Below are 13,271 nucleotides of genomic sequence, written 5' to 3' on the forward strand. Positions count from 1 at the left end.
GGCCGCAGCGATGAATCCAGCCCCGCACGAGGCTCCATCCGGAGCACCTGCCGCCTACGAGCACAACGGCCAGCGCGTCACGCGCGCGGCGTTCTACGCCATTGCCTGCGACCCGGCGCGCAACGTGGCGGTGCAGGCCTGCGCGGGCGCGGGAAAGACCTGGATGCTGGTCTCGCGCATGCTGCGCGCGCTGCTCGATGGCTGCGCGCCGCACGAGATCCTGGCCATCACGTTCACCAAAAAGGCCGCGGGCGAAATGCGCCAGCGCCTGCACGAGTGGCTCGGCGAATTTGCGCGCCAACCGCTCGATGCCCTGACCGGGGAATTGCGCGCGCGCGGCGTTCACCCCGAGCGCGCGCTGGAAGCGCGCGCCGCGCTCCAGAACCTCTACCGCCAGACGCTGGCCAGCGGCCGCCCGGTGCAGATTCGCACCTTTCACAGCTGGTTTGCGGCGCTGCTCGGAACGGCCCCGCTGGCGCTGTTGCAGGCGCTGGGCCTGCCCGCGCATTTCGAATTGCTCGAAGACGACGCGCAGGCCGTGCGCGCGGTATGGGGGCCGTTTTTGCACACCGTGGTGGCGGACGCCAGCCTGCGCGCGGACTACGCGGCCATGGTCGCCCTGCATGGCCGCGCGCAGACGCACAAGGCGCTGGCGGCAGCGCTGGCCAAGCGGGTGGAGTTCGCGCTCGCCGACGCGGCGGGCGTGGTCGATGCCTCGGTGCCGCCCTTCCAGGAGCAGTTTCCCGATTTGCGCGCGTACGCCGAACCCGCGCACGCGCTGCGCGACGCTGCCTGCGTGCAGCGCTGGCGCGCGCTGGCCAAGACCCTGGGGGAGCAGACCGGAAAAACCCCGCAAAAGGCGGCGCAGGCGCTCGACGCCGCGCTCGACTGCGCCGACCCGCAGCAGCGCCTCGACGGGCTGCGCAAGGCGCTCTTCGTCGCCGCGCAAGACCGGCTGGCCAAGAACCTCGAAAAGTTCGCGCCCGCGTGCGCAGCCGAGCCCGAGCTGCAAGGCCTGCTCGCGGCGCGCCGCCAGCACGCGGCGTGGCAGCACCAGCAGCGCATGGCGCGGCTGACGCGCTGCCTGAGCGCGCAGTTTGCGGACCTCAAAAGGCAGCACGGCTGGGTGGACATGAACGACGTGGAGCGCGCCGCGCAGGCCATGCTCGCCGACCCGGTGCTCAGCGGCTGGGTGCAGGAGCGGCTCGACGCGCGCGTGCGCCACCTGCTGATCGACGAGTTCCAGGACACCAACCCGTTGCAGTGGCAGGCGCTGCACGCCTGGCTCTCGGGCTACGCGGGCGCGGGCGGTGGCGCGACCGCGCCCAGCGTGTTCATCGTGGGCGACCCCAAGCAGAGCATCTACCGCTTTCGCCGCGCCGAGCCGCAGGTATTCATCGCCGCGCAGGCCTTCGTGCGCGACGGCCTCGGCGGCGATCTGCTCAGCTGCGAGCACACGCGGCGCAACGCCACGCGCGTGATTGCCGCCGTGAACCAAGTCATGGACAGCGCGCAGGCGCAGCACGAGACGAGCGGTTTTCGCGCGCACACCACCGAGTCGCAAGACCCGGGCGCGCTGCTGCGCCTGCCCGCGATCCCGTCCGCCGAGGCCCCCGGCGGCGCCGAAGGGACCGAGGCCGCCGCCCCCCTGGCCTGGCGCGACAGCCTCACCGAAGCGCACCAGGAGGCCGAGGAAACCCGGCGCATGCGCGAATGCGCGCAGGCCGCCGCGTGGGTCGCGCAGTGGATCGCCGCCGGCACGCCGCCCGGCGAGGTGCTGGTGCTGGCGCGCAAGCGCGACCGGCTCGCGCCCATGCAGGACGCGCTGCGCGCCCTGCACCTGCCCTGCGTGCAGCCGGAGAAGGCCGACCTGTTCGACGCCCCCGAGGTGCAGGACATGGTGGCGCTGCTCGACGCGCTGGTGTCCACGGGGCATGACCTGGCGCTCGCGCGCGCGCTCAAGTCGCCGCTGTTCGGCCTGGGCGACGACGCCCTGGTGGCGCTCGCGCAGCTGCGCCGCATGCCGGAGCACGCGGCGTGCAGCTGGTTCGATTTGCTGCAAAAAAGGGAGCTTCTGCCCGAGGATCTGCGGGCGCATGGAGCGGTTCTGGCCGAATACAAGGCCTGGGTGGACCGGCTGCCGCCGCACGATGCGCTGCACGCCATCTACCAACACGGCGATGTGCTGGCGCGCTTTGCCGCCGCCGCGCCCGCCGCGCAGCGCCTGGCGGTGCAGGCGAATCTGCGCGCCCTGCTGGCGGCCGCCCTGCAGCACGGCGGCGGCCGCTACCTCACGCCCTACGCCTTGGTCCGGGCGATGAAAAGGGGCGGCGTGCGCGCACCGGGGCGGGTTGACGCGCTGGCAATCCGCCTGCTCACCGTGCACGGCGCCAAGGGCCTGGAGGCCCGCTGCGTGCTGCTGCTCGACACCGACGCCCCCCCGCCCAAGGCCGAGACCATGGGCGTGCTGCTCGACTGGCCCGGCGAGCAGGCCGCGCCCACGGGGTTCGTGTTCCTGGCCAGCGAGTCGGACCCGCCGCCCAGCGCCCGGGACGCACTCGCGGCCGAGCGGCAGGCGCGCCAGCGCGAAGAGCTGAACATGCTCTACGTCGCCATGACGCGCGCCAAGCACTGCCTGGCCCTGTCGGCGGTGCAGTCGGCGCAGTCCGGCGCCTGCGGCAGTTGGTGGAGCCGCCTCGCGCCGCTCGCGGACGACGCGCCCGCGCCGGACAGTCCTGCGGCCGCCGGGGACGCGGCAGGCGCGCAGGCGCACACGCACATCACCCTGGCCGAATTGCCCACCCTGCCCACCCTGCCCGCAGCCCCCCCGCCGGATGCGGCGCAGAACCATGGCGCCGCTGATCGCGCGGACGGAGCCAGCCCCCCCGCAGCGCGCCAAGGCGAGGCCATGCACCAATTGCTGGAACAGGCCGGCGTGGCCGGCGCGCCGCTGGCCACGCTGCGCGCGCAGGGCTGGCCCGCGGCCCGCGTGGCGCGGCTTGCGCAGGACTTTGACATCACCCTGGACGCCGCCCGGCAGGCCGCGCGGACCGCCCGGTGCATCCTCACGGGCGCGGGCGCCTGGGCCTGGGATGGCGCCGCCGTGGACCAGGCCATGAACGAAGCCCCCCTGCGCCACCAGGGGCAGAGCCTGCGCATCGACCGCCTGGTGCACTGCCACCAGCCCCCCGAGCGCGCGGGCTGGTGGGTGCTGGACTACAAGAGCGCCGCCGAACCCGGGCGCCAGCCCGCGCTCATGCTGCAGTTGCAGCGCTACCGCGAAGCGGTGCAGTCGCAGACCCCGGGCGAGCGCGTGCGCGCCGCGTTCCTCACGGGCGACGGGCGCATGCTCGCGCTGCCCGATGGCGACGCCATTGCGCAGCTGGACTTGAATGGATCGCCGGGCCAGGGCGACGGCGGCGGCGCGCAGCAGATTTCCGGCCCCGATGCGGATTCGCCGCAGGGCCGTTTGTTCTGAGCGCCTTTGACATCGAGGCAGGAGGGGGAGGGGGTGCGGCCGATCCGGGAGCGCCGCGTGGACAAGCGTCCAAGTTGACGGGCCTTGCCCCCGGCACTGGCTCCACAGTGAGGGCTGCTTGGTTCCCCACCTGACCCGGTTGGCCGCTTCACCATGCGAGGAGGCCCGTCGCCGGGGATTGTATGCCGGATGCGCACGGGCCCTGGCCGGCCGGGATCCAGACCGTAGAATCGGGCGCATGTCCTACCTCGTGCTCGCCCGCAAGTACCGCCCGCGCAATTTTGCCGAAATGGCAGGGCAGGAGCATGTGGTGCAGGCCCTGAGCAATGCGCTGACCCGGCAGCGCCTGCACCACGCCTACCTGTTCACGGGAACGCGCGGCGTGGGCAAGACGACGGTCGCGCGCATTCTGGCCAAGGCGCTCAACTGCCAGGGGCCCGACGGGCAGGGCGGAATCACCGCCGCGCCGTGCGGCCTGTGCCCGGCCTGCACGGACATCGACAGCGGCCGCTTCGTCGATTACACCGAGCTCGACGCCGCGTCCAACCGCGGCGTCGACGAGGTGCAGAGCCTGTTGGAGCAGGCGGTGTACAAGCCGGTGCAGGGGCGCTTCAAGGTCTTCATGATCGACGAGGTGCACATGCTCACGAACACGGCGTTCAACGCCATGCTCAAGACGCTGGAAGAGCCGCCCGAATACCTCAAGTTCGTTCTCGCCACGACGGACCCGCAGAAGGTGCCGGTCACGGTGCTCAGCCGCTGCCTGCAATTCAATCTGCGCCCCATGGCGCCGGAGACCGTGCACGCGCAGCTGGTGCAGGTGCTGGCCGCGGAGCAGGTGCCCGCAGAGCCCCAGGCGCTGCGCCTGCTGTCGCGCGCCGCGCGGGGTTCCATGCGCGACGCGCTGTCGCTCGCCGACCAGGCCATCGCCTTCGGCAACGGCCAGCTGCAGGAGGCCGCCGTGCGCCAGATGCTCGGCGCGGTGGACCACGCGCATGTCCTGGAACTCATCGACGCGCTCGCCCGGGGCGACGGCCGGACCGTTGTGGAAACCTCGGACAGGCTGCGCCGCGATGGCCTGTCCGCCGCGTCCACGCTGGAAGACATGGCCGCCGTGCTGCAGCGCATGGCGGTGCTCCAGGTCGCGCCCCCCCGGAGCGCCGATACCGCTGACACCGCCGATGCGCAGGACCCCGAGGCCGCGCAAACGGCCCGCCTGGCCGCGCTGATGCCCGCGGACGAAACCCAGCTGCTCTACAGCCTGTGCCTGCACGGGCGGGGGGAGCTGGGCCTGGCGCCCGATGAGTACGCGGCGCTGACCATGGTGCTGCTGCGCCTGCTGGCCTTCAAGCCCGGCGGCGCCGCGGTGGTGGAAAAAAAAAACCTGACGCAGCCTGAGGCGGCGCCCCCGGACAGGGCGCCAGGGGAGGGCGCGGCGCCGCTCCCCCGCCGCCGCCCGTGCCCCCCCCTGCCGCGCCGGCATGCGCAGCAGACAGTGCCGGCGTACCCTCCCCGCCGGATTCGGACCGACCGCCGCGCACGCAGGCCGCCGCCACGGCGCTGCCGGTGCGCAGCGCGGAGCACTTCTCCAGCGATGGGAAACCGGCGCAAGCCACGCGGGCCGCGCTGCACGCCATCCCGGTGCGCGTGATGCCCGAGCCGGAATCCACGCCCGAGCCTGCGCCGTCGCGCCACAGCCCCACGCCAGAGGGCGACGTGTGGTACGCCGCCGTGCAGCAGCTGGTCTCCACGCGGGCCATCGAGGCACTGGCGCGCGAATTGGCCCTGCAGTCGCAGCTGGTGGCGCGCGACGGCGCGCACTGGCTGCTGCGCGTGGAGAGCGAGTCGCTCATCAGCCAGCCCACGGCACGCGAGCGCCTGCGCGAGGCGCTGCAGGCTGCGGGCCACGCCAGCCAGATCAGCGTGGAGTTGGGCGCCGTCGCCGACAGCCCCGCCCGCCGCATCGCCGCCGCCGCCGCCGCCGCCAGGCTCCGCGCAGAAGAAATCGTCGCCAGCGACCCCTACGTGCAGTCGCTGATGCGCGAGCATGGCGCGAAAATCGTTCCGGGCAGCGTCAGACCGGAGTGAGTTCCCGCTCCCCACAGCCTGCAATTTCTCTCACGCAAAGGACCCCCCATGTTCAACAAAGGACAGCTCGCCGGCCTCATGAAGCAGGCCCAGACAATGCAGGACAACCTGAAGAAGGCGCAGGAGGAACTGGCGTTCATCGAGGTCGAGGCGGAATCCGGCGCCGGCCTCGTGAAGGTGCTGATGACCTGCAAGCACGACGTCAAGCGAATCACCATCGACCCCAGCCTGCTGGCCGAGGACAAGGACATGCTCGAAGACCTGGTGGCCGCCGCCTTCAATGCGGCGCTGCGCAAGGCCGAGGAGACTGCTGCGGAGAAGATGGGCAAGCTCACGCAGGGCTTTCCGGGCCTGCCCGGCGGAATGAAACTCCCGTTCTGACGCCCTGCGGCTGACCGCCCGCCCCGCCTACCGGGTCCGCGGGCGGTTTGGCATTGGCCTGGCACGGTTTCCTCATGTCCTCCAGCGACTCCCTTGACGCCCTGATTCAGGCGCTGCGCCGCTTGCCCGGGGTGGGGCTGAAATCGGCGCAGCGCATGGCGTTTCATCTGTTGCAGCGCGACCGCGAAGGCGCGCGCGTGCTGTCGCGCGCGCTGCACGAGGCGGCAGGGTCGGTGCAGCACTGCGCGCGCTGCCATACGTTTACCGAGGCCGGGGTCTGCCACACCTGCCTGGACCCGAAGCGCGATGCCACGCGGCTGTGCGTCGTCGAGACGCCCGCAGACCAGTCGGCGCTGGAGCGCACGGGGGCGTTCAAGGGGCTGTACTTTGTGCTCATGGGACGGCTCAGCCCGCTCGATGGCGTCGGCCCCAAGGAGATCGGCCTGCAAAAACTCATGGAGCGCGCCACCAATGGTGCGGTGCAGGAGGTGATTCTTGCGACCAACTTCAACGCCGAGGGGGAGGCCACGGCGCATGTGATCAGCGAGGCGCTCAAGAGCCGGGGGCTGCACGTGACGCGGCTGGCGCGCGGGGTCCCCGTGGGCAGCGAACTGGAGTACGTGGACCTGGGAACGATCGCGCACGCGCTCGCGGACCGGCGCTGACACGCGGGCGCCACCAGGCCGGGTGACGCAGGCTCAGCGGCGCTTCACCTTGGCGGGCGTTCCGCCGCGCTGCGCGGGCGCCCCCCGCCGCGCCGCGCGGGCGCCGCGGCCGCCTTGCGCTTGCCGGTGCTGGTTCGGGACGCGCTGCCGGCCTGCGCGCTGCGCACCGGCAGGTACAGCACCACCGACTGCCCCGCCTTGAGCGCGGCGCTCGCGCGCATGCCGTTCCAGTTGGCCACGTTCGCGGCGCTCAGCGCGTAGCGCCGCGCGATGCCGGCAACGGTCTCGCCCTTGCCGGCGCGCACCGTGGTGCGGCGCGTGACGATCTCCGGGGTCAGGGCGATCTGGCCGTTGTCTGCCAGGTGCAAGGACACGTCCTGCCCGCTCGCCAAGCGCGGGACCATGAGCGCCGAGCCCGCCTTGATCAGCATGCGCTGCGGGATGTCGTTCACGCTGCGCAGGTCGCGCTCGCTCATTCCCGCCCGCTGCGCGGCTTCGGCCACGCTCATCGTCGCGGGAACGGACCACACCGTCCAACTCGCGTACTGGCCGTCGCTGTGGGCTTGCAGATTGCGCTGGAACACCTTCGCGTTGTCCCAGGGCAGGAGGATCTGCGGCGTGCCTGCGGCGAGGATCACCGGGCGCTTGAACGACGGGTTGAGCGCACGAAAATCCTCCTCGCGCACCCCGGCCAACGTGGCCACCAGGGCCACGTCGATGTCGTGCGTGATGTCCACCGTCTGGAAGTAGGGGTGGTTCCCGATGGGCGGCAACTCGGTCGCGAACGCCTCGGGGTTGGCCACGATGTTCTTCACGGCCTGGAGCTTGGGCACGTACATGCGCGTTTCCGCGGGCATGCTCAGGTCGGCGTAGCCGCTGCCCAGGCCCAGCTTCTGGTTGCGCGCGATGGCGCGGCCGACGCTGCCCTCGCCCCAGTTGTACGCGGCCAGGGCCAGGTGCCAGTCGCCGAACATTCCGTAGAGCTTTTGCAGGTAGTCCAGCGCGGCGCGCGTTGACGCGAGCACGTCGCGGCGGTCGTCGCGGAAAGCGTTTTGCTTGAGGTCGAAATAGCTGCCGGTGGCCGGCATGAACTGCCACATGCCGACGGCTTTGGCACTCGAGATGGCCTGGGGGTTGAACGCGCTCTCGATGTACGGCAGCAGCGCCAACTCGGTGGGCATGCCGCGGCGCTCGAGCTCTTCGACGATATGGAACAGGTACTTGCCCGAGCGCTCGGTCATGCGCTGCATGTAGTCCGGGCGCGTGGCGTACCACTGTTCGCGGTCCTGCACCAGCGGGTGGTGCAACTCGGGCATGGCAAAGCCGCGGCGGATGCGTTCCCACAGGTCCGCGGGGGCGGACAGCGAAGCGACCTCGCCGCTGACCGCGCGGGCTGCGGCGATGGGTTTCAGCGGCCCGTCGGGGATGGCGGATGCATGCCCGGGCCGCAGAAGGTTCTGCGGCCCGCGCGCCGACGCTGCCCCCGGGGCCGACGGATCACCGCCGCTGGCAATGCGCTCCTGCGGCTCCGTGGTGGCGCAGCCCGCGAGCAAGAGAAGGCCTGCGAGGCAGGCGCCGTACAAGAGTTTGCTTTTCATCGGAAATCGTTTTTCCATTCCCGCAGCGCGGCGAATACCGCCACCGCGTCGTCCCGCTGCACGCGCGCGTCGTAGCCCTGCACCGCCTGGGCAACTGCGGCCTGGCGCACGCGCAGGAAAGGGTTGATCTCGCGCTCCAGGGCGATGCACGACGGCAGCGTGGGCTGGTGCTGCGCCCGCAGGGCCGCGCAATGGCGGCTGTAGTCGAGCAGCGCGGCGTTGCCGGGTTCCACGGCGCACGCGAACTTCAGGTTCGCCAGCGTGTATTCGTGCGTGCAGCACACCCGGGTGTCTCCGGGCAGGGCGGCCAGCCGGTCCAGCGAATCGAGCATCTGCGCGGGCGTTCCTTCGAACAGCCGCCCGCAGCCGCCGGAGAACAGGGTGTCGCCGCAAAACAGCAGCGGCGCAGCGTCCACCTGCGGGCAGTAGTAGGCAATATGGCCCGCGGTATGGCCGGGCACGTCGATGACCGCAAAGCGCAGGCCCAGGGCGTGCGCCGTGTCCCCCTGCGCCAGGCGTTCCAGGGGGGGCGCAATGCGCTCGCGCGCCGGACCATGGACGACGGCCCCCGTGGCGGCGCGCAGGGCATCGACCCCGCCGACATGGTCGGCGTGGTGGTGCGTGATCAGCAGGGCCTGCAACTGCAAACCCAGGCGCTCCAGTGTCTGCGCCACGGGTGCGGCGTCGCCCGGGTCCACGGCGAGCGCCTGGCGACCATCGTGCAGCATCCAGATGTAGTTGTCGGCAAAGGCGGGCAGTGGCAGCAGATGCATGGGCGCCCGAATTATGCGGCATCCGCATTGGGCGTCCTGGCCGCAAGCGCCGCGCTGCGCATGTCAGGCCGGCTGCTGCGCGCGCCTGGCGAGCAGCGCATTCGCTGCGCGGGAATGGGGCTTGCGGCCCAGAAAGCCGCTGATGTACGCGCCCGCGTCAACGAGCCTGTCGAGGTCGATTCCCGTCGCGATGCCCATGCCGTGCAGCATGTACACCACGTCTTCCGTGGCCACGTTGCCCGTGGCGCCCCGCGCATAGGGGCAGCCGCCCAGGCCGGCGACCGCGGTGTCGTACTGCCACACGCCGACCTCGAGCGCGGCCAGCGTGTTCGCCAGCGCCTGGCCGTAGGTGTCGTGAAAATGGCCCGAGACCGCGTCGATTCCGTAGTGCTGCAGCGCGGCCTCGATGGCGCGCTGCACTTGGCGCGGCGTGCCCACGCCGATGGTGTCGGCCACGCCCACGTGCTGCACGCCGATCTGCTTCATCAGCCCCGCCAGGTACGCCACGCGCCCGGGCGCGATCTCGCCCTCCCAGGGGCAGCCCAGGGCGCAGCTCATCGCGCCGCGCACGGGGATTCCCGCGGCGCGCGCGGCCTCGACCACCGGCGCAAAGCGCTCGATGCTCTCGGCGATGCTGCAATTGATGTTCTTGCGGCTGAAGGACTCGCTGGCCGAGCCAAAGACCACGACCTCGTCGGGCCGGTCGGGCAGCGCGGCCTCGAAGCCCTGGAGGTTGGGCGTCAGCACCGAGTAGACGACGCCCTCGCGGCGCGCGATGCCCGCCATCACCACGTGCCTGTCGGCCATTTGCGGCACCCATTTGGGCGACACGTAGCTCGTGACCTCGATGCCCTGGAGCCCCGCGTCCTGCAGGCGCTGCACCAGGGCGATCTTGACTTCGGCGGGAACGGGGGCGGCCTCGTTCTGCAGACCGTCGCGCGGGCCGACGTCGACGAGTTTGACTTTGCTTGGAATGCGCATGGTGTGCTTGCCGGAGTGGGTGGGGGACGGATGCAGTTGAAGAGCGCGCCATGCGAGCCGAGGCGCAATAGCCGAAGGAATCCGCCTTCGTCGGTGTCCTGCTTGCCAAACAAGTCCGTCAGCAGTCCCGCGAAAGCGCCGTGCAAAGACTTCACCCGCGCCCGACCATCTGCGCGGGAACGACCCACTGGTCGAACTGCTCGCCCGTGACGTGTCCCGAGGCCACGGCTGCGGCGCGCAGGGTGCTGCCTTCGGCGTGCGCTTTTTTCGCGATCTGCGCGGCCTTGTCGTAGCCGATGTGGGGGTTGAGCGCCGTCACCAGCATCAGCGAGCGCTCCAGCAGTTCGTCGATGCGGGCCTGGTCGGGCGCTATGCCCACGGCGCAATGCGCGTCGAAGCTGCGCATGCCGTCGGCCAGCAGGCGCACGCTCTGCAGGAAGTTGTGGATGATCATGGGGCGGAACACGTTGAGCTCGAAGTTGCCCGACGCGCCCCCGATGTTGATCGCCACGTCGTTTCCCAGCACCTGGGCGCAGAGCATGGTGAGCGCCTCGCACTGCGTGGGGTTGACCTTGCCGGGCATGATCGACGAGCCCGGCTCATTTTCGGGAATCGTGATCTCGCCCAGGCCGCTGCGCGGCCCGCTGGCCAGCCAGCGCACGTCGTTGGCGATCTTCATGAGGCCCGCGGCCAGCGTCTTGAGCGCGCCGTGCGCGTGCACCAGCGCATCGCAGGCGGCCAGGGCTTCGAACTTGTTTGGCGCAGTCACCAGCGGCAGGCCCGTGCGCCCGGCCAGTTCCTGCGCGACGGCCTGCGCGTAGCCCGTGGGCGCGTTCAGCCCGGTGCCCACGGCGGTGCCGCCCAGGGCCAGCTCGCACAGGTGCGCGAGCGCGGCGCGCAAATGCTGCGCGCCATGCTGCAGCTGCGCGGCCCAGCCCGATATCTCCTGCCCCAGCGTGAGCGGGGTCGCGTCCTGCAGGTGCGTGCGGCCGATCTTCACGGTGCCCGCGAACGCCTGCGCCTTGGCGGCCAGGGTCGCGTGCAGGCCATGCAGGGCGGGCAGCAGGCGGTGCGTGAGCGCGTCCACGGCGGCCAGGTGCATGGCCGTGGGAAAGACGTCGTTGCTCGACTGGCTCTGGTTCACCTCGTCGTTGGGGTGCACCAGCCGCGCCATGCCGCGCGCGCCGCCCAGCAACTCGCTGGCGCGGTTGGCGAGCACCTCGTTCATGTTCATGTTCGTCTGCGTTCCCGACCCGGTCTGCCAGACCACGAGCGGAAACTCCTGCAGGTGGCCGCCTGCGATCACCTCGTCCGCGGCAGCGACGATGGCCCGGGTCTTGGCCGCGTCCAGCAGGCCCAGCGCGTGGTTCACCGTGGCGCTGGCGCGCTTGACCTGGGCCAGCGCCCGGATCATCTCGGGCGCCATGCGTTCCCCGGAGATCGCAAAGTGCTGCAGCGAGCGCTGCGTCTGCGCGCCCCACAGGCGCTGGGCGGGAACATCGATCGGACCGAAGCTGTCTTTTTCGGTGCGGGATGCGGTCGCGTCGGGTCGGGATGTCATCATGGTCGGGTCGCTTTTTGCGGGGCAGAACACCAGGGCGCAGCATACCCGCGCGGCGCCAGCGTGCAACGCCATCCGGACAGAACCGCGCCGGCGCGCAGGGGATAATTCGCGACCCGCGATTCCCCCACCCGCCATGACCACCACGACCATCCGCCAGGAAGACCTGATCGAATCCATCGCCGGCGCGCTGCAGTTCATCAGCTACTACCACCCCGGCGACTACATCGCCCACCTGGCCCGCGCCTATGCGCACGAGCAAAGCCCTGCGGCCAAGGACGCGATGGCGCAGATCCTGACCAACAGCCGGCTCAGCGCCATCGGCCGGCGCCCCATGTGCCAGGACACCGGAATCGTCAACGTCTTCCTGAAGGTCGGCATGGACGTGCGCTGGGAGGGCTTCACGGCAGGCCTGGACGAGGCCATCAACGAAGGCGTGCGCCGTGGCTACAAGCACCCGGACAACGGCCTGCGCGCGAGCGTGGTCGCCGACCCCCAGTTCGAGCGCAGGAACACCCGGGACAACACCCCCGCCGTGATCTTCACCGAGATCGTTCCCGGCGGCACTGTGGAAATCACCGTCGCAGCCAAGGGCGGTGGTTCGGAGAACAAGGCCAAGATGCAGATGCTCGACCCCAGCGACGACGTGGTGGACTGGGTGCTCAGGACCGTGCCCACCATGGGCGCCGGCTGGTGCCCCCCCGGCATGCTGGGCATCGGCATCGGCGGCACGGCGGAAAAGGCCGTGCTGATGGCCAAGGAAAGCCTGATGGACGATCTGGACATGTACGCATTGCAGGCCAGGGCCGCCGCGGGCGCCCAACTCGACAAGGTCGAAGAACTGCGCCTGGAACTGTTTCACAAGGTCAACGCCCTGGGCATTGGCGCGCAGGGACTGGGGGGCCTGACCACGGTGCTGGACGTGAAGATCAGGATGTACCCCACGCACGCGGCGAGCAAGCCGATCGCGCTGATCCCCAACTGCGCAGCCACGCGCCATGCGCATTTCGTTCTCGATGGATCGGGCCCCGTGTACCTCCCGCCCCCGAGCCTGGACCTGTGGCCCGACGTGGGCTGGGCGCCGGACTGCGAGAAGAGCCGCAGGGTCGACCTCGACACCCTGACCAAGCAAGAAGTGGCCCGTTGGAAGCCCGGCGACACCCTGTTGCTCAGCGGCAAGATGCTCACGGGCCGCGATGCCGCGCACAAGCGCATCCAGGACCTGCTTGCCCGGGGCGAGAAGCTGCCCGTGGACTTCAGCGGCCGCGTCATCTACTACGTGGGCCCCGTGGACCCCGTCAGGGGCGAGGCCGTGGGCCCCGCCGGCCCCACGACCGCCACGCGCATGGACAAGTTCACCGACATGATGCTCGCAAGGACCGGCCTGATCGCCATGATCGGCAAGGCCGAGCGCGGCCCGGTGGCGATCGCGGCCATAAAGCAGCACAAGAGCGCCTACCTCATGGCCGTGGGCGGCGCGGCCTACCTGGTGAGCAAGGCCATCAAGAGCGCCAGGGTCGTGGGCTTTGAAGACCTGGGAATGGAAGCCATCTACGAGTTCGACGTGGTCGACATGCCCGTGACCGTGGCCGTGGACTGCGACGGAACCAGCGTCCACAGCACCGGCCCTGCCGAATGGCAAAAGCGCATCGCCACGGGGGCGTTCAAGGGCATCGGGGTTTGCTGAGACAGCCGGATGCACGACGGGCAACTGCGGCGCGACGGGCCTGTCGGGGCGCGCAGGCG

7 protein-coding genes, 1 other RNA gene and 2 pseudogenes are annotated in these 13,271 nt (G+C 70.8%); 5 read left to right on the forward strand and 5 right to left on the reverse strand.

What is annotated here, in order from left to right:
• Positions 1-10: 10 nt before the first annotated feature.
• The gene (locus D5041_RS06485) at positions 11-3,478 is read left to right on the forward strand and encodes a UvrD-helicase domain-containing protein (protein WP_265284137.1); all 3,468 of its coding nucleotides are present in this window, start codon (positions 11-13) and stop codon (positions 3,476-3,478) included.
• 73 nt (positions 3,479-3,551) lie between these two features.
• Here D5041_RS06485 and ffs read toward each other — a convergent pair.
• An RNA gene (gene ffs / locus D5041_RS06490) (signal recognition particle sRNA small type) lies at positions 3,552-3,648 on the reverse strand.
• 68 nt (positions 3,649-3,716) lie between these two features.
• Here ffs and dnaX point away from each other — a divergent pair.
• From dnaX to recR, 3 genes and pseudogenes are all read left to right on the forward strand, one after another.
• Positions 3,717-5,566: pseudogene (gene dnaX, locus D5041_RS06495) on the forward strand (DNA polymerase III subunit gamma/tau).
• A gap of 48 nt (positions 5,567-5,614) precedes the next feature.
• Positions 5,615-5,947: a YbaB/EbfC family nucleoid-associated protein gene (locus D5041_RS06500; protein ID WP_010101499.1), complete on the forward strand. Its 333-nt coding sequence runs from the start codon at positions 5,615-5,617 to the stop codon at positions 5,945-5,947.
• 74 nt (positions 5,948-6,021) lie between these two features.
• Entirely contained in the window at positions 6,022-6,612 is a 591-nt protein-coding gene (recR, locus tag D5041_RS06505) for a recombination mediator RecR (protein WP_010101497.1), read from the forward strand.
• Between the two features lie 33 nt (positions 6,613-6,645).
• Here the strand turns inward: recR and D5041_RS06510 are convergent.
• The 4 genes and pseudogenes from D5041_RS06510 to fumC all read right to left on the reverse strand — a co-directional run bounded on the left by D5041_RS06510 (position 6,646) and on the right by fumC (position 11,528).
• Positions 6,646-8,210, reverse strand: a pseudogene (locus D5041_RS06510) (LysM peptidoglycan-binding domain-containing protein).
• On the reverse strand, positions 8,207-8,983 hold the full coding sequence (gloB, locus tag D5041_RS06515) for a hydroxyacylglutathione hydrolase (RefSeq protein ID WP_265257930.1): 777 nt from the start codon (positions 8,981-8,983) through the stop codon (positions 8,207-8,209). The pseudogene D5041_RS06510 and the gene gloB overlap by 4 nt, the downstream one beginning before the upstream one ends.
• A 63-nt stretch (positions 8,984-9,046) precedes the next feature.
• On the reverse strand, positions 9,047-9,964 hold the full coding sequence (locus tag D5041_RS06520) for a hydroxymethylglutaryl-CoA lyase (protein ID WP_265284139.1): 918 nt from the start codon (positions 9,962-9,964) through the stop codon (positions 9,047-9,049).
• A 151-nt stretch (positions 9,965-10,115) separates the two neighbouring features.
• Positions 10,116-11,528 (reverse strand): class II fumarate hydratase, encoded by a 1,413-nt coding sequence (gene fumC / locus D5041_RS06525; protein WP_407702233.1) that lies wholly within the window; start codon positions 11,526-11,528, stop codon positions 10,116-10,118.
• A gap of 133 nt (positions 11,529-11,661) precedes the next feature.
• Between fumC and D5041_RS06530 the strand changes: the two genes are divergently transcribed.
• Complete coding sequence (locus D5041_RS06530; protein WP_265284140.1) at positions 11,662-13,212, forward strand: fumarate hydratase; 1,551 nt, start codon at positions 11,662-11,664, stop codon at positions 13,210-13,212.
• The last annotated feature ends 59 nt before the right edge of the window (positions 13,213-13,271 follow it).

It is taken from the genome of Verminephrobacter aporrectodeae subsp. tuberculatae (assembly GCF_026127385.1).
GTDB classification, from domain to species: Bacteria; Pseudomonadota; Gammaproteobacteria; order Burkholderiales; family Burkholderiaceae_C; genus Acidovorax; species Acidovorax aporrectodeae.

What these genes read in the sequence shown, in the direction of transcription:
- D5041_RS06485 (WP_265284137.1), top strand. Translation starts at nt 11, where the DNA reads ATGAATCCAGCCCCGCACGAGGCTCCATCCGGAGCACCTGCCGCCTAC.
- D5041_RS06530 (WP_265284140.1), top strand. Translation starts at nt 11,662, where the DNA reads ATGACCACCACGACCATCCGCCAGGAAGACCTGATCGAATCCATCGCC.
- fumC (WP_407702233.1), bottom strand. Translation starts at nt 11,528, where the DNA reads ATGATGACATCCCGACCCGACGCGACCGCATCCCGCACCGAAAAAGAC.
- D5041_RS06500 (WP_010101499.1), top strand. Translation starts at nt 5,615, where the DNA reads ATGTTCAACAAAGGACAGCTCGCCGGCCTCATGAAGCAGGCCCAGACA.
- D5041_RS06520 (WP_265284139.1), bottom strand. Translation starts at nt 9,964, where the DNA reads ATGCGCATTCCAAGCAAAGTCAAACTCGTCGACGTCGGCCCGCGCGAC.
- gloB (WP_265257930.1), bottom strand. Translation starts at nt 8,983, where the DNA reads ATGCATCTGCTGCCACTGCCCGCCTTTGCCGACAACTACATCTGGATG.
- recR (WP_010101497.1), top strand. Translation starts at nt 6,022, where the DNA reads ATGTCCTCCAGCGACTCCCTTGACGCCCTGATTCAGGCGCTGCGCCGC.